General features: G+C 57.6%; 16 protein-coding genes. 8 read left to right on the top strand and 8 right to left on the bottom strand.

All coding sequences use genetic code 11. The features are described from left to right. Positions 1 to 8 precede the first annotated feature (8 nt). The 4 genes from ACFVTJ_RS21985 (at position 9) to ACFVTJ_RS21970 (ending at position 4,542) form a co-directional block, all read left to right on the top strand. Positions 9 to 1,406: a murein hydrolase activator EnvC family protein gene (locus tag ACFVTJ_RS21985; protein ID WP_386910705.1), complete on the top strand. Its 1,398-nt coding sequence runs from the start codon at positions 9 to 11 to the stop codon at positions 1,404 to 1,406. Continuing rightward, on the top strand, positions 1,396 to 2,724 hold the full coding sequence (locus tag ACFVTJ_RS21980; RefSeq protein ID WP_386910704.1) for a S41 family peptidase: 1,329 nt from the start codon (positions 1,396 to 1,398) through the stop codon (positions 2,722 to 2,724). The genes ACFVTJ_RS21985 and ACFVTJ_RS21980 overlap by 11 nt, the downstream gene beginning before the upstream one ends. A gap of 62 nt (positions 2,725 to 2,786) precedes the next feature. Beyond that, positions 2,787 to 3,983 (top strand): divergent polysaccharide deacetylase family protein, encoded by a 1,197-nt coding sequence (locus ACFVTJ_RS21975; RefSeq protein ID WP_386910703.1) that lies wholly within the window; start codon positions 2,787 to 2,789, stop codon positions 3,981 to 3,983. A gap of 46 nt (positions 3,984 to 4,029) precedes the next feature. Next, positions 4,030 to 4,542 carry an RNA pyrophosphohydrolase gene (locus ACFVTJ_RS21970; RefSeq protein ID WP_386910702.1) on the top strand — a complete coding sequence of 171 codons (513 nt, stop codon included), beginning with the start codon at positions 4,030 to 4,032 and terminating at the stop codon, positions 4,540 to 4,542. A 42-nt stretch (positions 4,543 to 4,584) separates the two neighbouring features. Here the strand turns inward: ACFVTJ_RS21970 and bfr are convergent, their stop codons facing one another. The 4 genes from bfr to ACFVTJ_RS21950 form a co-directional block, all read right to left on the bottom strand. Further along, entirely contained in the window at positions 4,585 to 5,070 is a 486-nt protein-coding gene (gene bfr / locus ACFVTJ_RS21965) for a bacterioferritin (RefSeq protein ID WP_063951504.1), read from the bottom strand. Then, the gene (locus tag ACFVTJ_RS21960; RefSeq protein ID WP_077225190.1) at positions 5,036 to 5,347 is read right to left on the bottom strand and encodes a (2Fe-2S)-binding protein; all 312 of its coding nucleotides are present in this window, start codon (positions 5,345 to 5,347) and stop codon (positions 5,036 to 5,038) included. The genes bfr and ACFVTJ_RS21960 overlap by 35 nt, the downstream gene beginning before the upstream one ends. A gap of 268 nt (positions 5,348 to 5,615) precedes the next feature. Then, on the bottom strand, positions 5,616 to 6,341 hold the full coding sequence (gene phbB, locus ACFVTJ_RS21955; RefSeq protein ID WP_386910701.1) for an acetoacetyl-CoA reductase: 726 nt from the start codon (positions 6,339 to 6,341) through the stop codon (positions 5,616 to 5,618). Between the two features lie 170 nt (positions 6,342 to 6,511). Further along, positions 6,512 to 7,693: an acetyl-CoA C-acetyltransferase gene (locus tag ACFVTJ_RS21950; RefSeq protein ID WP_386910700.1), complete on the bottom strand. Its 1,182-nt coding sequence runs from the start codon at positions 7,691 to 7,693 to the stop codon at positions 6,512 to 6,514. A gap of 243 nt (positions 7,694 to 7,936) precedes the next feature. Between ACFVTJ_RS21950 and phaR the strand changes: the two genes are divergently transcribed. Further along, entirely contained in the window at positions 7,937 to 8,512 is a 576-nt protein-coding gene (gene phaR, locus ACFVTJ_RS21945) for a polyhydroxyalkanoate synthesis repressor PhaR (protein WP_003520279.1), read from the top strand. A gap of 60 nt (positions 8,513 to 8,572) precedes the next feature. Here phaR and ACFVTJ_RS21940 read toward each other — a convergent pair whose 3' ends face one another. Both ACFVTJ_RS21940 and ACFVTJ_RS21935 read right to left on the bottom strand, forming a co-directional pair. Continuing rightward, positions 8,573 to 9,949: an MFS transporter gene (locus ACFVTJ_RS21940; RefSeq protein WP_386910699.1), complete on the bottom strand. Its 1,377-nt coding sequence runs from the start codon at positions 9,947 to 9,949 to the stop codon at positions 8,573 to 8,575. A 112-nt stretch (positions 9,950 to 10,061) separates the two neighbouring features. Continuing rightward, positions 10,062 to 14,822, bottom strand: coding sequence for an NAD-glutamate dehydrogenase (locus ACFVTJ_RS21935; RefSeq protein WP_386910698.1), 4,761 nt, complete (start codon positions 14,820 to 14,822; stop codon positions 10,062 to 10,064). Positions 14,823 to 15,363: 541 nt separating this feature from the next. Between ACFVTJ_RS21935 and ACFVTJ_RS21930 the strand changes: the two genes are divergently transcribed. Next, entirely contained in the window at positions 15,364 to 15,933 is a 570-nt protein-coding gene (locus ACFVTJ_RS21930) for a CarD family transcriptional regulator (RefSeq protein WP_004444078.1), read from the top strand. Positions 15,934 to 16,006: 73 nt separating this feature from the next. Here the strand turns inward: ACFVTJ_RS21930 and ACFVTJ_RS21925 are convergent, their stop codons facing one another. After that, positions 16,007 to 16,510, bottom strand: coding sequence for a L,D-transpeptidase (locus ACFVTJ_RS21925; RefSeq protein ID WP_386910795.1), 504 nt, complete (start codon positions 16,508 to 16,510; stop codon positions 16,007 to 16,009). 183 nt (positions 16,511 to 16,693) lie between these two features. Between ACFVTJ_RS21925 and ACFVTJ_RS21920 the strand changes: the two genes are divergently transcribed. Together ACFVTJ_RS21920 and ACFVTJ_RS21915 are read left to right on the top strand one after the other, a co-directional pair. Next, positions 16,694 to 17,377, top strand: coding sequence for a response regulator transcription factor (locus tag ACFVTJ_RS21920; protein WP_386910697.1), 684 nt, complete (start codon positions 16,694 to 16,696; stop codon positions 17,375 to 17,377). 143 nt (positions 17,378 to 17,520) lie between these two features. Continuing rightward, a complete protein-coding gene (locus ACFVTJ_RS21915; protein ID WP_386910696.1) occupies positions 17,521 to 17,976 on the top strand; it encodes a cyclic nucleotide-binding domain-containing protein in 456 nt (151 codons plus the stop codon). A 15-nt stretch (positions 17,977 to 17,991) separates the two neighbouring features. On the opposite strand, the gene ACFVTJ_RS21910 is transcribed toward ACFVTJ_RS21915, so the two are convergent. Further along, positions 17,992 to 18,795, bottom strand: a complete 804-nt coding sequence (locus tag ACFVTJ_RS21910) for an exodeoxyribonuclease III (RefSeq protein WP_386910695.1) — start codon at positions 18,793 to 18,795, stop codon at positions 17,992 to 17,994. Between the last annotated feature and the right edge of the window lie 78 nt (positions 18,796 to 18,873).

Raw genomic sequence — 18,873 nt, 5'->3', positions numbered from 1 at the left:
AAGCTCACATGGACACCACGCCTCAACGAAAACGGCACGCTGCCCTTGTGGGCGCGGCTATTGCTGTTTTTGTCATGGGAAGTGGTCCGGCCTATTCGCGCGACGATGCGGGTGCTGCTCCCGCGGCAAGCGATGATTCATCGCCGGAGGCGCTGCAGACGCTGGAGAAGCGCCGTGACCAAAACCGGCAGGATTTGGAGGAACTGGTCGACAGCATCGGTCTTTCGGAAGACAAGACAAGAAAGCTCGAAGAAAGCATCGCCTCCCTCAATCAGGATAGCGCGCGTATCCGTGACGAGTTGATCGCATCGGCTGCCCGGCGCAAGGCGCTGGAAGCCAAGATCAGTGACGGTGAGGATCGTCTGGCCAAGCTTTCGGTGCGCGAGGATGGCGTCAAGGCGTCGTTGCGGGAAAGACGCGGCGTGCTGGCGGAGGTTCTGGCCGCGTTGCAGCGCATGGGTAGAAACCCTCCCCCTGCCCTTCTTGTTTCGCCGGAAGATGCGCTTGCTTCGGTGCGCAGCGCCATTCTTCTCGGCGCAGTCGTGCCCGGCATTCGCGGGGAAACCGACAAGCTGGTCGCTGCTCTCAAAGAATTGACCGATGTCAGGCAGGCAATCGCTCGCGAAAAGGACGATCTTACGGGTATGATGACGGCAAGTCTGGAAGAGGAAAAACGCCTCGACCTGCTGATTGCCGAAAACGACCGCAGGAATACGCAGACGGCGGCGGAACTGGAGGCAGAACGCAAGCGATCTGAAGAACTTGCGGGCAAGGCGACGAGCCTTGAAGGGCTGGTCAGCTCGCTCGAAGGCGAGATTACCTCAGTGCGTGAGGCGATGGAAAAGGCGCGGGCGGAAGAGCAGCGCCTCGCCCGTCTTTCCGAAGCGGAACGGGAGAAGGAGCGTGCCGCGGCCGAGGCCGGAATGCCCGATAAAAACCGCATTGCGCCCGCATATCCCTTCGCGAGTTTGAAGGGAAAGCTGGAGCTGCCGGTTACGGGCGAAGTGCTGCGGCGTTTCGGTGATGCCGATGGTACGGGCCACTTTTCCAAGGGAATTGTTGTGGCGAGCGGACCGGAAGCCATCGTGACAGCGCCTGCGGATGGCTTCGTGGTATTTGCCGGAGATTTTCGCAGTTACGGCCGGATGATCATTCTCAATACGGGTAATGGATATCATGTGGTGATGACGGGCATGGACAATGTGAGGACACGACAGGGCATGTTCGTGTTCTCCGGAGAGCCCATCGCCTCCATGGGTGCAAAAAGAGTAGCGAGTGCAGCAGCATTGGCGCTGGAAACCGACCGGCCAACGCTCTACATTGAGTTTAGGAAAGATGGTGTGCCGGTTGATTCCCAACCGTGGTGGACCGCAAAAAATACCGGAAGGGCGCACAATGATTCGTAAGGTTTCGCTTCTCCTTATCGGTGGGCTTATGGGCGCCACGGCGATGAGTGTGATTTATTCGGCGAGCATGCCGGCACAGGCAGCCGGGCCTTCGACCTACAAGGAACTGTCGATTTTTGGCGACGTGTTCGAACGCGTGCGCGCACAATATGTGACGCCGCCCGACGACGAGAAGCTGGTTGAAAATGCCATCAACGGCATGCTCAGCTCGCTCGATCCGCATTCGAGCTTCATGAACGCCAAGGATGCCAACGACATGCGCACCCAGACCAAGGGTGAGTTTGGCGGTCTCGGCATCGAAGTGACCATGGAAAATGAGCTGGTCAAGGTCATCTCGCCGATGGACGACACCCCGGCTTCGCGTGCAGGCATTCTCGCCGGTGACTATATTTCGGAAATCGACGGTACGCCGGTTCGTGGTCTGAAGTTGGAGCAGGCCGTCGAAAAGATGCGCGGCGCCGTCAAGACGCCGATCAAGCTGACGGTTATCCGCAAGGGTGCCGACAAGCCGCTTGAGATCACGGTTGTTCGCGACGTGATTGCCGTGCGGGCCGTGAAGTCCCGCGTCGAGGGTGACAATGTCGGTTATCTGCGTGTCATCTCCTTCACCGAAAAGACCTATGACGATCTCGAAAAGGCGATCAAGAAGATCAAGGCGGACGTGCCGGCCGACAAGCTGAAGGGCTATGTTCTCGACTTGCGTCTCAACCCGGGTGGTCTGCTCGATCAGGCGATCAATGTCTCCGACGCTTTCCTTGAGCGCGGCGAAGTTGTTTCGACACGTGGCCGCAATCCCGACGAGACCCGTCGCTTCAATGCGACGGCCGGTGATCTGACCGATGGCAAACCCGTCATCGTGCTGGTCAACGGTGGTTCGGCCTCGGCTTCGGAAATCGTCGCGGGCGCGTTGCAGGATCTGCGTCGTGCGACAGTTGTCGGCACGCGCTCCTTCGGTAAGGGTTCGGTCCAGACGATCATTCCGCTCGGTGAAGCGGGCGCGCTGCGCCTGACCACGGCGCTTTATTACACGCCGTCTGGCAAGTCGATTCAGGGTACTGGCATCGAGCCGGATATCAAGGTCGAGCAGCCGTTGCCGCCGGAATTGCAGGGCCGTGTGACTTCGGAAGGTGAATCCAGCCTGTCCGGTCACATCAAGGGCCAGAGCGAGACTGACGAAGGCTCAGGTTCTTCCGCTTACGTCCCGCCGGAAGCAAAGGACGACATCCAGCTCAATTATGCGCTGGACCTGCTGCGCGGCGTAAAGACGGATCCGTCTTTCCCGCCGAACCCGGACAAGGCTGTGGTCAACAAGCAGTAAGATGATGCGCCGGTCCGCCGGCGCGTCGTCTCCATTGCCCAACCATTTGGACGGATCGTTTATTGTCCTCGGACCTGCGAAAACCGCTTCTGGGTCGTCAGAAAAAAAGCGTCGGTATCAACCGGCGCTTTTCCGTCATTATGCTTCTGTCGGTGCTTGCCGTTCTCTCGATCGGTGGCCTGTCTGTCTATACAGCGCTGTCGCCTGGTAATCTTAAGAAGACGGCGGGGCCAGATGCACAGCCGCAGCTTGCCGAGAAGACGCCTGAAAAGGCTTCAACCGAAGCGCCCGCTTTGAATGACACCGCCGGGTTGCAGCCGCAAAGCGGCCGTTCCGGGGCGAATATCAATCGGGCGACCATGCCTGATGGTAATGTCGTATCGGTTTATTCTCCCCGGCCCCGTGACAGTGACGGCCCGGTGCTGATGAGCGGCCAGACTTACGGTCAGGATCCGCGCATGGCGACGCGACCCAATGAGGAGCTGCTTGAGGAAACTGCCTTCGGCCAGTTGCCCATCGTCGGCACGGATGGCCTGCGGCCGATGGAGCAGTACGCCCGTCCATGGTCCGGTGCACGCGGTATACGGGTGTCGATCGTGGTCGGCGGTCTCGGCCTCAGCCAGACGGGTTCGCAAAAGGCGATCCGGGAGCTGCCGCCAGAGGTGACGCTCGGTTTTGCTGCCAGCGGCAACAGCCTGCAGCGCTGGATGCAGGACGCGCGCCGTGAGGGGCATGAGATCCTTTTGCAGATACCGCTGGAACCCTTCGGTTATCCAGGCACCAATCCCGGTCCTGACACGCTGCTGGCGGGCGACCCTGCCAAGGTCAATATCGACCGGCTGCATCGTTCCATGGCGAAAATCACCAATTATACCGGCATCATGAATTATCTCGGCGGGCGCTTTCTCTCCGAGCAGTCCGCGCTGGAGCCGGTCATGCGCGATATCGGCAAACGTGGACTGCTGTTTCTGGATGATGGCTCATCGGCGCAGTCGCTGAGCGGCGGGATCGCAAAAGCCATTTCCGCGCCGCAGGGTTTTGCGGATATTCTGCTCGACGGAGAAGTCACAGAAGCTTCCATTCTGCGCAAGCTGGACGAGCTGGAGCGGATTGCGCGCCGTAACGGCCAGGCGATCGGCGTAGCGTCGGCATTCGATGAAAGCATTGCGGCTATCTCGAAATGGTCACGCGAGGCTGGTGGGCGCGGCATTGAAATTGTCGGTGTTTCCGCGCTTGTCTCCGGGCAGGCGGGGCAGTAAACCTTGCCTGCGACCATTTCCGGCGCTCAGACAGTGCGGGTTTCCCATGACAATCAAAGCAGAAGATTTGCCTTACCGTCCCTGTGCGGGAATAATGGTTCTGAACGCTCAGGGCCTCGTCTGGGCCGGCCGGCGTATCAAGGAGGGCAACTCCGAATATGATGGCTCACCGCAATTGTGGCAGATGCCGCAGGGCGGCATCGATGATGGCGAAAGGCCTTTGACGGCTGCCATTCGTGAACTCTACGAAGAGACGGGCATGAAAACGGTGACCCTGCTTGCGGAAGCAAGCGACTGGATTCACTATGACCTGCCGCCCGAACTGATCGGTATCGGCCTTAAGGGAAAATATCGCGGTCAGGCGCAGCGCTGGTTCGCGTTCCGCTTCGAGGGTGATGAAAGCGAAATTCAGATCGATCCGCCGCCCACCGGGCATTCGGCCGAATTCGATGCCTGGGACTGGAAGCCGATGCAAAGCCTTCCGGAACTGATCGTGCCCTTCAAGCGTGCGGTCTATGAAAAGGTCGTGGCGGAGTTCCAGCACCTTTCCGGTAAATAAAAAAGGCGGCCAAGGCCGCCTTTTCCGTTCTGTTGCCAGTGCTTATTCCGCTTCGTTGGCGGAATCGGCGTTAAGCTGGCCGTATTTTTCTTCGCCAATCTTGGCGAGCAGCTCAAGCTGAGTCTCGAGAAAGTCGATATGGCCTTCTTCATCGATCAGCAGGGCTTCGAACAGTTTCATGGAGACGTAGTCTCCGGCTTCATGACAGATGTCACGGGACTGCTTGTAAGACGCGCGAGCATCGTATTCGCCTGCCAGATCAGCTTCCAGAACTTCCTTGACGTTCTGGCCGATCCGGAGCGGCGCAACGGTCTGAAGGTTCGGATGGCCTTCGAGGAAGATAATGCGGTCGATCAGCTTATCGGCGTGCTGCATCTCTTCGATGGACTCAGCGCGTTCCTTCTTTGCGAGTTTGGTGTAACCCCAGTCGTTCAGAAGACGATAGTGAAGCCAATATTGATTTACTGCACCGAGTTCGAGGAACAGTGCCTCGTTAAGCCGCTCGATGACTCTTTTGTCGCCTTTCAATGTCCGCTCTCCTATTCTCTTCATGGAATCGCTTTAGGCGGGACATAAAATCAAAAACATCGGCCTCCGTCGAGTGGCGACGGGCGTGATATTCTTCTGTGGTTTTGATGATCAAGTCGACGACGGAGGGAAAACAGCCACAGCAGCGACCACGTTTTTCCATGGCATGATACACTTTTGCGGGAACGATAAGCTGCCAACAGTCCTCATCGAGGAGCTCGTTGATGACGTCCTTGATCTCATGATCAGTGATGTAATTGCAGCTGCAAACCAGCATGATAAACTGCCTGTATGACGCAACACGTTGTTTTCGTTCTTAAACCAAAACAGGACACTGGCTGTCAAGAAAAACATCTGAAGCTACCAGCAGTGAGTCTTTTAGACCCCTTCTAAACTTTACCAAAAATATCGTATTTTCAATTGTTTAGCTATTCGAAATGATATGAAATCGATGCTTCGTATATAAGAAAATAATTAAATAAACCCGTTATTATCACGGGATTGTGATCGATGTAGGTCGATCGCTGTAAGCGAGCGGTGGCTCTTCAGGCGAAATACTGTCCACCATTGGCCGTCATGGTGGAGCCGGTTATGAACCCCGCCTCGTCCGACACCAGAAACAGAACGCAGCGCGCTATTTCTTCAGGCTCGCCCAGCCGCCCGACGGGAATTTGCGGCACGATCCGTTCTGCCAGAACCTTTTCCGGTATCGCCCGCACCATCTCCGTGCCGATATAGCCTGGGCAGATGGCGTTGACGGTGATGTTGCGGCTGGCGCCTTCCTGGGCAAGCGCCTTGGTGAAGCCGATATCGCCCGCTTTCGAGGCGGAATAATTGACCTGTCCCGCCTGACCCTTTTGGCCGTTGATGGAAGAGATGTTGACGATGCGTCCGAAGCCGCGCTCCCGCATGCCTGGCCAGACGGGGTGCGTCATGTTGAAGACGCCGGTGAGGTTGGTGTCGATCACCTCTCGCCATTGCTGAGGCGACATCTTGTGAAACATGGCGTCGCGGGTGATGCCGGCGTTGTTGACGAGGACTTCGACAGGACCGAAAGTCTCCTCCACCTTCGCTATGCCGTTGACGCAGGCGTCGTAATCGCGGACATCCCATTGAAATGCCGGGATGCCGGTTTCCTTCTGAAAGGCTTCCGCCCTGTCGGTCGTAAAGGCATAGTTGACGGCCACGCGGTAGCCGGCTGCCTGCAGGGCGCGGGCGATTGCGGCGCCTATGCCGCTCGTCCCGCCGGAAATCAAAGCAACCCGGCTCATATCGGCCTCCATGACCTGTCAACGAAGCGCCTCGATCTACTAGCGCTTCCAACTATTGCAGAACTCTTTCGTCGTGCTCAACGGCCATAGAAATACGGCCAATGGGAGGCCGCTTCTACCCTAATGTCTACCGAACCGGAATTGCTTTTTGGTAAGCTCTGAGAGGGTTTTCAGAGTGCCTCGATGCACATGGCGACACCCATGCCACCACCGATGCAGAGCGTTGCGAGGCCCTTTGATACGTTGCGGCGACGCATCTCGAAAATCAGCGTGTTCAGAACGCGTGCACCGGAGGCACCGATGGGATGCCCGATGGCAATCGCCCCGCCGTTCACGTTGACGATATCGGGATTAAGCCCCAGTTCGCGCACAACGGCACAGGATTGGGCGGCAAAGGCCTCGTTGGCCTCGACAAGGCCGATATCGTTTATCGACCAGCCGGCCTTGGCCAGTGCCTTGCGGGAGGCGGGGATGGGGCCGGTGCCCATGATCTGCGGATCAACACCAGCCGTTGCCCAGGAGGCGATACGCGCCAGCGGCTTGATACCGCGTTTTGCCGCTTCATGCTCAGACATCAAAAGTGTGGCCGCGGCGCCATCATTCAGGCCAGAGGCGTTACCGGCCGTGACCGTTCCTTCCTTGTCGAAGGCGGGGCGCAGCTTGGCCATGGTTTCGAGTGATGCGCCATGACGAATATGTTCGTCCGCGTCGATGACGATATCGGCCTTGCGGCCTTTGACCGTGAAGGCGACGATTTCGTCAGTGAAACGGCCGGCGCTCTGGGCGGCTTCCGCCTTGTTTTGCGATGCGACTGCGAACTGGTCCTGCTCATCGCGGGAAAGCTGCCACTGGCGGGCGATGTTTTCGGCGGTGATGCCCATGTGATAACCGTAAAAGGCGTCGGTCAGGCCATCTTTCAGCATGGTGTCGATCATCTTGAAGTCGCCCATTTTCACGCCGCCGCGCAAGTGCGCGCAATGGGGCGCCATGGACATGGATTCCTGGCCGCCGGCGATCACGATGTCCGCATCGCCCGTCACGATCTGCTGCATGCCAAGGGCAACCGCGCGCAGGCCCGAACCGCAGAGCTGGTTGAGGCCAAAGGCGGTCGCTTCCTGAGGAATGCCGGCTTTCATCGCTGCCTGGCGCGCGGGATTCTGCCCCTCGCCTGCCGTCAGGACCTGACCGAGAATGACCTCATCCACTTCATTGGCCGCAATGCCGGCGCGTTCCAACACCGCACTAATGACGGTGGCGCCGAGTTCATGGGCCGGCGTATTGGCGAAGTGGCCGTTAAAAGAGCCGACGGCGGTGCGCGCGGCGCTGGCAATCACGATTGAAGGCAGGGTCATCTCTATTCTCCTCACATGCGGGCGGAGACTGGCAAAGCTTTCAATACAAGTCAAATGCCGAAAGTTGCTTTAAAAGATGTTGCTAAAGCAAGCTGAAATCTTGCCAAAAATTGCTGCGCAAAAAACAAACTGTTGCGATGCACAAAACATTTGTCAGACAGCGTATTTTGCGCATACACTTTGTATCGGGAAGAGCAAGAAAAGCAAAAAACAAGAAAATACCATCATCGCGAGGAGGCGGGCATGGCGAAACACGACGGCGAGACAATCATTAAAAAATACGCGAACCGGCGGCTCTATAATACCGGCACGAGCACCTATGTGACGCTCGATGATCTGGCGCAGATGGTCAAGCGCGGCGAAGACTTCAAGGTTCAGGACGCCAAGTCGTCCGAGGACATCACCCACGCGGTCCTGACGCAGATCATCGTCGAACAGGAAGCCAAAACCGGCAATACGCTGCTGCCGACGGCGTTTCTGCGGCAATTGATCTCCTATTACGGCGACCAGATGCAGATGGTCGTTCCGACATTTCTAGAACATTCAATGAAGACCTTCTCCGACCAGCAGAGCCAGATGCAGGAGCATATGGCCAAGGCTTTTGGCGATGGTTCGCTTGCCCGCAACTTCCAGGCACCGCTTCAGATGATGGAAGAGCAGATACGCCGCAACACGGAACTGTTCCGGCAGGCGATGCAGGGTTTCACACCTTTCGCAATGCCGCAGGCGCCGAAGGAAACCCGCAAACCGAATGCATCCGAAATCGATGAGTTGAAAGCGCAGTTGCGCGCATTGCAGCAAAAGCTCGACCAGCTCTGAGTCTGCGCTGTTCCGGCCGATGCTGGAATTGACCACCGCATCGGCTGCTGCTTATGGCTTTTAGCCTGCCGCTCTTTCGGGAACGCGCAACAGCAGCAGGAAACCCGCCCCCAGGAATACGATGAGCGTGGCCATGCCGATATGGGCGGAGCCGCTTATAGTGGTGGCTATGGAAAATGACAGCGTCGCCATGAAACTCGTGGCGCGCCCCGACAGCGCATAGATGCCGAAATATCGGCCTGCTTCCGCCACCGTGATGTTGCGGGCGAGATAAGAACGCGATGACGCCTGAACCGGGCCGAAGGCAAGGCCGATCAAGACGCCATAGAGCAGGTAGGCTTTTTCCGCTCCCGTCGCGAAGATGCCGCCATTGTCCGCCGTCGATAATTGTATCCAGCCAAACAGGGTCGAACCCTTTTGCGTGGAGACGATACCGAGCGTGGCCAGCAGCAGAAGCATCAGACTGATGAGGATGGTGATGCGCGAGCCGAGTTTCTGATCGAGCCGTCCGGCAGCAAAGCAGCCTGCGATGGCGACGACATTGAGCAGAATGCCGAAGAGGCCGATTTCCATCGTCGCCCAGCCGAACATGCCGGCGGCGAAGGCTCCCCCCAGAATGAGAACACCATTGACGCCATCCTGATAGAGCATGCGTGCTACCAGAAACCGCAACAGCAAGGGGCGGTATCGCAGTTCGCGCAGCGTGATCTTCAGTTCCCCCAATCCCGAGCGGATGGCGGCTGCAAAGGGAAGGCCCTTTTCAGCGTCAGGGGTTAACAGGAACATCGGCAGAATGAAGACGAGATACCAGAGTGCGGCAAGTGGGCCGGTTATTCTGGCATCCTCGCCGGTGGTCGGGTCTAGACCGAAAAGCGGCTTGATGCCGGCGATGGTCAGTCCCGTCTGCGGGTTGGCAGCCAGAAGCGTTACCACGACGATCAGCACTACCATGCCGCCGAGATACCCCAGCCCCCAGGCGAGATTGGAGATGCGTCCGACATTTTGCGGATTGGTCAGCCGCGGCATCATGGAATCGTTGAAGACAATCGAAAATTCCGCCGCGATGGAGGCGAGGATCATGCAGATTACGGGCAAGATGATCGGCGAACCGGGTGCGGCAAACCAGAGAAAAAAGAGGCTGGTGATCTTGATGATCGCAAAAAAGGCAATCCATGGTTTGCGCGCGCCGGATTGATCGGCGATGGAGCCGAGAATGGGGGAGAAGAGGGCGATGATGATCGACGACACCGTCGCCATGTTGCTCCATGTCGCCTGCGCCGAAATAGGGTCATCGGTGAGGCGGGCAACGAAATAGGGGCCGAAAATGAAGGTGGTGACAACAGTGAAGAAGGGCTGCGCCGCCCAGTCGAACATAATCCATCCCCATATGCCGCGTTTGGCAACCACTGTTTCCGCGTTCGGGGAAGGGGCAGTCATTTAGACTCCTATCGGTAGATAGTAGAGATTTGGCATGTGCGGAGACGGTAGCGTATCGGAATTTTTGCCGCCACCCGGAAGATATGCACCGGGTGGCGATTAACTTTATCGATCAACGTGCCTGAACGATATCGGAAAGCAGCCCGGCCGCCACGGTAAGGCGGGCAAGGTTGGTGTCGCCACTTTCGCTGAGCGCGCCGAGTTCGGAAACGATGCGGTTGACGCGCACGCGGTCAGCCGCATACCAGGCCTGAACCGGGTCCTTTTCCTTGGCATACTCGGTAAGGGCCGAGATGACGATGCGGCGTCTCGACGAGGAGATCTGGTCCTGGCTGCGCAGGAGAGCCAGACTCTCATAATGGTCCGCCGGTGTGATGCGCTGGCTTGCATCCAGCAGACGCGCGACGCGGAAGGTCGAGGAGACGGTGGCATAGCTTTCGGCGGCGCGCGCAAGCGTGGTGCCCGCGCTTTCGGCGATGCGCATGATTTCAGGCACATAGACGAGCAGGGAAAGCGTATCCAGCTCCTCGAGAAGAGCGGAGGGCACACCCGCTATTTCCGTGAAGCCAAGTTCGCGGCGATATTTCGCCGCTGCCGGCGACAGCGTCTTGATCGCGGTTTTCAGACGATCGATCTCGCTCGCCATATCACCTGTCGCCGCGCCCGCGCTGCCGGTTTGCAGGTAAAGCCTGCTTGCGTCGGAAAAGATGCGGGTGATGGTGGCGTAAAGTCCGTTCTGGATCTCGCCGCCAATCTTGCCGTCAAGCGCATCGACCTCGCCCCACAGGCGTTTAAGGCCGAAACCATCCTCGACGATCACCGCCGCCTTCACGACGTCGGCGGCAAGCAGACCGCTCGCATCGGCAAGTTTCTGCACAAAGCCAGGACCACCGCGGTTGACCACGGCATTGGCGAGCGCGGTTGCGACGATTTCGCGGTGCAGGCGATGCCCCTTGATATCGTCCGCATAGTTCTTCTGCATCTTGGCTGGGAAATAATCTACCAGCAGATGCTGGAGATAAGGCTCATCCGGTAGTGGGCTTGCCACCAGCGCATCAAACAGGGTCAGCTTCGCATAGGAGAGGAGCACGCCGATTTCCGGCCGTGTCAGCGGTTTGCCGGTGGCATATCTTTCGCTGAATTCGGCATTGTTCGGCAGGGTTTCCACCTTGCGGTTCAGTTGTCCGGTCGCCTCCAGCGCGCTCATCAGGCGGCCGAGTTCTTCGCGGTTCGAAAGGCCCAGCCGCTCCGTCAGCGAGATCGCCAGCGATTGCAGGTAGTTGTTGCGCAGTACCAGCTGCGCCACTTCCGGTGTCATGGAAGCGAGAAGCTGGTTGCGCTTTGGCATCGTCAGGCGGCCGCTATTCACGGCGGAGGCGAGCGCGATCTTGATATTGACCTCGACGTCGGAGGAGTTCACCCCGGCCGAATTGTCGATGGCGTCGGAGTTGCATCGCCCACCCGCAAGCGCATAGGCGATGCGCCCCTTCTGGGTGATTCCGAGATTGGCGCCTTCGCCGATGACCTTGGCGCGCAGTTCCGTTGCATTGACGCGGATGGGGTCATTGGCCCTATCACCCACTTCGGCATTAGTCTCCACCGCCGCCTTGATGTAGGTGCCGATGCCGCCGAACCAGAGGAGATCGGTCGGCGCCTTCAGGATTGCAGTCATGATCTCGAAGGGCGTGGCGACTGACTTGTCGAGGCCGATGGCGGCCACGGCTTCCGGCGTCAGCGTCACCGATTTTTCGGAACGCGAGATGATCATTGCGCCGGCCGAGAGGGTTGAGCGATCATAATCCTGCCAGCTGGAGCGTGGCAGTTCGAAAAGCCGCTTGCGCTCGGCAAAGGACTTGTCCGTATCGGGATCCGGGTCGATGAAGATGTCGCGATGATCGAAGGCGGCGATCAGCCTGATCTTTTCCGAAAGCAGCATGCCGTTGCCAAAAACGTCGCCGGACATGTCGCCCACGCCCGCCACGGTGAAGGGCGTGGTCTGAATGTCGGTGTCCATTTCGCGGAAATGGCGCTTTACCGTTTCCCAGGCGCCGCGGGCGGTGATGCCCATCTTCTTGTGGTCGTAACCGGCGGACCCACCCGATGCAAAGGCATCGTCCAGCCAGAAGCCAGCCTCATGGGCGAGGCCGTTTGCGGTATCGGAGAAGGTGGCCGTTCCCTTGTCGGCGGCAACGACGAAATAGGGGTCGTCGCCGTCAAGCCGCAATGTATCGGCCGGCGGCACAATGGCGTCGTCAACGATATTATCGGTGATCGAGAGCAGCGTGCGGATGTAGGTCTTGTAGGCCTCCCGGCCAGCATTGAACACCTCGTCGCGGGAGCCGCCGGCAGGCAGGTTCTTCGGGAAGAAACCGCCCTTGGCGCCGACAGGCACGATGACCGCATTCTTCACCTGCTGCGCCTTGACGAGGCCGAGCACTTCGGTGCGATAATCCTGGCCGCGATCCGACCAGCGCAAACCGCCGCGGGCCACCTTGCCAAAGCGCAGATGCACGCCTTCGACCTCGGTGCCGTAAACGAAGATTTCGCGGAAGGGGCGGGGATCGGGCAGGCCGTCCAGATGTTTCGGATCGAACTTGAATGCCAGAAGGTCACGCGGGGTGCCGTCGGCATTTTTCTGGAAGTAGTTGGTGCGCAGCGTCGCATCGATTGCGTTGACGTAGCGCCGCAGCGTGCGGTCCTCGTCGAGATTGGGAACGCCGCTCAGCGCGGCTTCGATGGCCTTGTGAATCTCCGCGAGTTTCTTCAGCCGCTTCTTCTCTTCGATCGACGGATCGAAGCCGGCCTTGAACAGCGCGAAAATATTCCGGGAGATATCAGGATATTTATAGAGGGTTTCGGAAATATGCTCCTGCGAATAGACGATACCGGTCTGGCGCAGATAACGGGCATAGGCGCGCAGCACGGAGACTTCGCGCACATTGAGGCCGCAGGCCAGGATCAGGCGGTTGAAGTTGTCGTTGTCCACCTTGCCGGAGAACGCGGCGAGGAAAGCCTCCTCGAGTTTCGGTCCGTAGTGCGGCAGATCGAGCGTCGTGCCGGCTGCGACTGATAGTTCCATGTCATGCAGCACGATGTCGCGCTTTTCGCCTTCCGAAACGACACCAATATCGAAGGTTCGTTCGCTGATGACGTTAAAACCCAGATTTTCGAGCAGTGGCACACGGCGTGAAAGCGGCAGGTGGCCGTCACGGTGGAAGATTTTCAACGACAGCGTATCGGCTGACTGGCCCTCCTGCTGGTAGAACTCGATGCGGACCGGTTCACCCTTTGCCGCGCCCAGAATGTCAGGCATATCGCCGATCGCCTCTTCGGGCGTGAAGGCTTCCTGATAGGCCTGATCGACCTCCAGCACCGGCGCGCCCGGTTCGGAGAGAGCGACGAAATGATCTATCCAGCGTGCCGCGATATCACTGACGGCATCTTCAAGCTTGTCCTGCGCGATGCGCGGCGTCTTGCCTTCGGTGCGGCCGACGATGAAGTGGACGCGGGCGACGGCGCCTTCGGGAAAGGCGGGGTAATAGGCGGAAATATGCCCGTCATAGACCCTGCTCAGATAATCGCCGATCTTCTCGCGCACATAGGAATTATACTCTTCGCGGGGCACGAAAATTATGGCGGAAACGAAGCGGTCGAAACGGTCGATACGTGCAAGGACACGCACGCGCGGACGGTCGCTCAGTTCCATGATCTGCTCGATGAAGCGGATCAGGAGATCCGTCTCGATCTGGAAGAGATCGTCACGCGGATAGGCTTCCAGCGTGTTCTGCAGAATGCGGCCGGAGTGGCTGTTGGGGTCGAAGCCGAAATGCCGTTCGACATCCGCGACCTTGGCGCGGAGCAGCGGTATCTGTTTCACCGAACGTGTATAAGCAGTCGCGGTGAAAAGGCCGACGATGCGCAGCTCACCAACGACATTGCCGTCCTCGTCGAAGCGCTTGATGCCGATGTAATCCATATAGGCGCGGCGATGGACGATGGACTTCACATTCGCCTTGGTGACGATGAGGAAGTCCGGGCCGTCAAGGAAGGCTAGAATTTCCGGCGTCGTCGTCACCGCATTCTTGCCGAGGCGCAATACGCGCACATCGGGGTCGCTGAGGCTGCCGAGGCCGACGCCGTCACCGCGCTCGATCTTGGCGTTTTTGCCCTTACCGGAATAGGTGTAGTCACGCATGCCGAGGAAGGTGAAATTGTCGTTGCGAAGCCAGTTCAGGAACTCGACGGCCTCCGCGCGTTCGCTCTTACGCCGTGGAGATCCGCGTTTCGACAATTCATCCAATGCCTCGTCGAGTTTTGTAAGCATTGGCCGCCAGTCGCGATAGGCGGATTCTACCTGCTTCAGCACAAAGCGCAGCCGCTCTTCCAGCGCTGAAGCCGCCTGCTGCGAAAGCGGCGCGATATGCAGCTGGATGAGGCTGATGTTTTCGGCAGGATCATCCTCGGGCTCTGCCAGCCGGTAACCACCCTTTGTCTCGCTATCACGCACGAGAATAGGGTGCACGGCAAGGTAAAGGCCGCGATAGGTGCTGGTGACTTCGCCCATGACGGAATCATAGAGGAAGGGCATGTTGCGACCAATGATGGTCAGAATCGTTACGGGAACATCCCGTGGCGAAACGCCTTCCGCCTGGGAAATGCTGATATGAGGAGCCTCTCCGGTCCACTGCGAAAGCGCCTGGAAACTGTGGGCGGCACTCGCTGCCAGCATCTCCGCGGAATAATATTCTATATCGTCGGCACTTGCCCTTCCATAAAGAATACCGGGATCAAGAAATTCGACATTTTCGGCAATTGCCTGCTGGCGCGCTTTTTCGATCTGTTTTTCGCGTTTTGGATTGTTTCTGTAGCCCATTTGACGTGGATTCCTCCAAAAATCACACTTTAATATAAAAAAGCATCGCCAATTTGCGGATTTTGCCTTTTCGGTCGAATCGGATATTGGCGTGGAATTACGAAGAGTTTAAGAGGCTATCGTGTTTCTTCACTCGGTAAGTGAAATTTTTTTGCTTCTTTTATCGTAAGGCTCGGTCTAGAAGCAGACGACAGTATTTTTGCGGCTAATTTTTAGGCGGTTCTTGGACCGCCATGTGATGTTGCGGCCACGGTTGAAGCAAATTATTGATTTGCGCCTATTTTTGTGGTACACCAACGACACTGATCCACAGCGTGGCATTTGTGTGCCCAAAAACACCACGAAAGCAACACCTCTTTTGCACGCGGTTTCCGTGACATATCGAGCGTTTACGTTATCGAACCCCGCAAGACGGGTAGGTGTGTTTTTGCGTGCACGGCTGGACCAGTGCGGAGTCACCTGACGGTTCCCCCGTCTCATCAGGGCCTGACCGACCCAACCCCGGCATCCCCGGGTATGTAACAGGGAGTTTTTAGAACGAATGACGACCCAGCAGAAGAAATCTCCAGCACATCACGGCTTTAAAACCGGTGAAGCGATTGTGTATCCCGCTCATGGTGTCGGTACCATTTCTGCCATCGAGGAACAAGAAGTCGCCGGCATGAAGCTTGAGCTTTTTGTCATTGATTTCGAAAAAGACAAGATGCGTCTTAAAGTTCCCGTCGCTAAAGCTGTCAGCATCGGCATGCGCAAGCTTTCCGAAGGCGATTTTGTCGAGCGGGCGCTGAAAGTGGTGCAGGGCAAGGCACGTGTGAAGCGGACCATGTGGTCTCGCCGCGCGCAGGAATATGATGCGAAGATCAATTCCGGCGATCTCATCGCGATTGCGGAAGTTGTGCGCGATCTCTACCGTGCGGAAAACCAGCCGGAGCAGTCCTATTCCGAGCGTCAGCTTTATGAAGCTGCTCTCGACCGCATGGCGCGCGAAATCGCCGCCGTCAACAAGATGTCGGAAACCGAGGCTGTTCGCCTGGTGGAAGTCAACCTTGCCAAAGGCCCCAAGCGTGGCAAGGCTGTCGAAGAAGACGATTCTCAGGATGAAGCCGCTTAATAGGGGCCTTTTCCTTCTAAAAAAACCCGCCTTGATGGCGGGTTTTTTGTTGCCTGATTGGCTGCATTGTCCATCACAGAATACGGATTTTCGTACCCTTGTGAATATGGGGCAGGATGCGCCTCATGTCGCGCGGGTGGACCGCAACGCAGCCTGCGGTTGGCTCGTATCCCGGCCGGATCAAATGCATGAAGATCGCCGAGCCGCGGTTGCGGCTTCTCGAGGTGATGTTCCAGTCCAGAACCAGACAGACGTCATAGAGGCCGTCCTTGCGCATCATTTCTTCATGGCTTGGTGTAAAGGGCGCCTTGACCAGCCTATTATAATTGGGATTACGAGGTTCGTCGCACCATAGCATGGACTTCAGCGTTCGTTGCATCGGCAACGCCGTCGCAATGGCGGAAATGCGATCGCCGCGATAAAATCCTTGCAGCAGGCGGGTGACGGAAATCGGTGATTTACCGTCTCCCTCGCGTTTCAGCACGGTGCGGCCATGACGCCCAATGGCGGCGGGAAAAGTGAGATGTCCAAGTTGCACGATCGCGCGGCTGATTTTCATGGGAGCCGGCCGAACCATGAGTGTCGATACGCGTTTACGTTGTTCCGTGGGGCGTTTGCTCATGTTTTTCACGAGATTTTGCTTTGCAGGTTATTTAACGTGAAGTCATAGCACTTCATCATATGATGGCAATGGGTTGACCTTTTACCGGCAAATCGCTGAATTGGCTGACGATTAAAGTAAGAAAGGCTGAGAATCCGAATGACGGCTCGCACTATCCTTCTGGTGGACGATGACGACGATCTTCGGGAGACGCTGACCGAGCAATTGTCTCCCTATGAGGAATTCTCGCTCTTGAGCGGTGCGAATGCCGCGCAGGCGATGCAGACTGCCAAAAACGCTCAGGTCGATCTTCTGATCATGGATGTAGGCCTGCCGGACATGGACGGCCGTGAAGCGGTGAAGCTTTTGCGTAAGGGCGGCTTCAAGGCGCCGATCATTATGCTGACCGGGCACGACACCGATTCCGATACGATCCTTGGGCTCGAAGCGGGCGCCAATGATTACGTGACAAAGCCCTTCCGCTTTGCCGTGCTTCTTGCGCGCATCCGGGCGCAGCTGCGCCAGTATGAACAGAGCGAGGACGCGGTTTTCACCGTTGGTCCTTATCAGTTCAAGCCCAGCCAGAAGCTGCTGACAACGGAAGACGGCAAGAAAATCCGTTTGACGGAAAAGGAAGCGGCGATCATCCGTTATCTCTACCGTGCCGGCAGCACGGTGGTAACGCGCGATGTTTTGCTCGAAGAGGTCTGGGGTTACAATTCCGGTGTGACGACGCATACGCTCGAAACGCATGTCTATCGACTGCGCCAGAAGATCGAACGGGATCCGTCAAACGCCGAAATCCTGGTGACCGAGAACGGTGGTTACAAGATCGTTCCCTGAGCCACGCTGCCGTTTATGTCATGTTTGACAGCTCACGCCGCGTGTCGACAAAGACGCGCGGCGTTCTAACATCTTGTATTTTGAGGACCGATATTGGAAAACCGCTATAGTGATGCAGGCGGTTTTCCGGAGTAGTGATCGACATGGCCTTGACGGACGATATCATTCTGCTGGGGCAAGTGCCGTTGTTCGCAGGTTTCAGCGACGATCAGCTGCGGCTTATCGCCTTTGGTGCTGAACGTCGCCGCGTGTCGGCCGGGCAGACATTGTTCCGGGAACATTCGCCGGCCGAATGCGCCTTTGCCGTGACATCGGGTCATTTTGAACTGTTTACTGCCGGGCGGGATGGCAAACCCCTGTTGCAGGCGACGCCCGGCAAGGGTGCGCTGCTTTCGGAGCTGGCGCTTTTCACTCTCTGTGAAAGGAAGTTCACCGCCGTCGCCGCTGAAGATTCCGAAGTCATCCGGATAACGCGTATCCTCTTTCACCGGCTGGTGGAGGAGTTTCCGGAGGTTGCCGAGATCGTATCGGCGCGCATTCGTGACAATATTTCGTCGCTGGCGGCGGGTGCCGCCCGTTTGCAGAACCGCTTCGTCTGACGCCAGCGCCGTTATTCAGAAGCGAAAATGAGCCGTGACGGGGACGTGGTCCGACGGCCGGTTCCAGCCGCGGGCTTCACGCAATATCTCGATTTTTTCAAGCGAGGAACCGAGATCCTGCGAGGACCAGATATGATCGAGACGGCGGCCGCGATCAGCCGCTTCCCAATCCTTGGCGCGGTAGCTCCACCAGGTATAGATCTTTTCCGTCTCCGGTACGTTCAGGCGCATCAGATCGAGCCAGTTGCCCTGCTTCATTATATCAAGCATGCCCTCGGTTTCGACAGGCGTATGGCTGACGATCTTCAGAAGCTGCTTGTGCGACCAGACGTCATTTTCGAGTGGCGCGATGTTGAGATCGCCGACGAGAATGGACGATGTGCCGGGCACGCCATCGGCGCGCAGCGCCTTCATTTCCTCGATGAAATCGAGCTTGTGGCCGAATTTCGGGTTGATCGATCGATCCGGCTCGTCGCCGCCGGCCGGCACGTAAAAATTATGCAGCCGCACGCGGCGCGATCCGACCTGGAAAATCGCGGAGATATGCCGTGCATCGCCGACGCCACAATAATCCTGCCGGTGATCTTCGATCAGTGGGATTTTCGAAGCGATCGCCACACCGTGATAGCCCTTCTGGCCATGGATGATGACGTGTTCGTAACCGAGTGCCTTCAGCGGCTTCATCGGAAACTCGCCATTCGGGCATTTCGTTTCCTGCAGGCAGAGGATGTCAGGCTTGTAACGCACCAGAAACTGCTCGACGATCGGCATTCTGAGCCTGACCGAGTTGATGTTCCAGGTAGTTATCGAAAACGACATGCATGTGCTCCGCTTTTGCCGCCACGAACCGCGTGGCCGTGACATGTTTCCGGGGCGCAGGCTTATAACATCGCGACG

Origin of the sequence: Agrobacterium sp. NPDC058088 (genome assembly GCF_042885035.1) — a bacterium.
Lineage (GTDB): Bacteria > Pseudomonadota > Alphaproteobacteria > Rhizobiales > Rhizobiaceae > Agrobacterium.
This window is presented reverse-complemented; position numbering and strand designations above follow the sequence as displayed.

Coding starts and splice junctions, on each gene's coding strand:
- ACFVTJ_RS21985 (WP_386910705.1), top strand. CDS start 9: ATGGACACCACGCCTCAACGAAAACGGCACGCTGCCCTTGTGGGCGCG.
- ACFVTJ_RS21980 (WP_386910704.1), top strand. CDS start 1,396: ATGATTCGTAAGGTTTCGCTTCTCCTTATCGGTGGGCTTATGGGCGCC.
- ACFVTJ_RS21970 (WP_386910702.1), top strand. CDS start 4,030: ATGACAATCAAAGCAGAAGATTTGCCTTACCGTCCCTGTGCGGGAATA.
- ACFVTJ_RS21960 (WP_077225190.1), bottom strand. CDS start 5,347: ATGCTGGTTTGCAGCTGCAATTACATCACTGATCATGAGATCAAGGAC.
- phbB (WP_386910701.1), bottom strand. CDS start 6,341: ATGAGCCGGGTTGCTTTGATTTCCGGCGGGACGAGCGGCATAGGCGCC.
- ACFVTJ_RS21950 (WP_386910700.1), bottom strand. CDS start 7,693: ATGACCCTGCCTTCAATCGTGATTGCCAGCGCCGCGCGCACCGCCGTC.
- phaR (WP_003520279.1), top strand. CDS start 7,937: ATGGCGAAACACGACGGCGAGACAATCATTAAAAAATACGCGAACCGG.
- ACFVTJ_RS21940 (WP_386910699.1), bottom strand. CDS start 9,949: ATGACTGCCCCTTCCCCGAACGCGGAAACAGTGGTTGCCAAACGCGGC.
- ACFVTJ_RS21935 (WP_386910698.1), bottom strand. CDS start 14,822: ATGGGCTACAGAAACAATCCAAAACGCGAAAAACAGATCGAAAAAGCG.
- ACFVTJ_RS21930 (WP_004444078.1), top strand. CDS start 15,364: ATGACGACCCAGCAGAAGAAATCTCCAGCACATCACGGCTTTAAAACC.
- ACFVTJ_RS21925 (WP_386910795.1), bottom strand. CDS start 16,510: ATGGTTCGGCCGGCTCCCATGAAAATCAGCCGCGCGATCGTGCAACTT.
- ACFVTJ_RS21920 (WP_386910697.1), top strand. CDS start 16,694: ATGACGGCTCGCACTATCCTTCTGGTGGACGATGACGACGATCTTCGG.
- ACFVTJ_RS21915 (WP_386910696.1), top strand. CDS start 17,521: ATGGCCTTGACGGACGATATCATTCTGCTGGGGCAAGTGCCGTTGTTC.
- ACFVTJ_RS21910 (WP_386910695.1), bottom strand. CDS start 18,795: ATGTCGTTTTCGATAACTACCTGGAACATCAACTCGGTCAGGCTCAGA.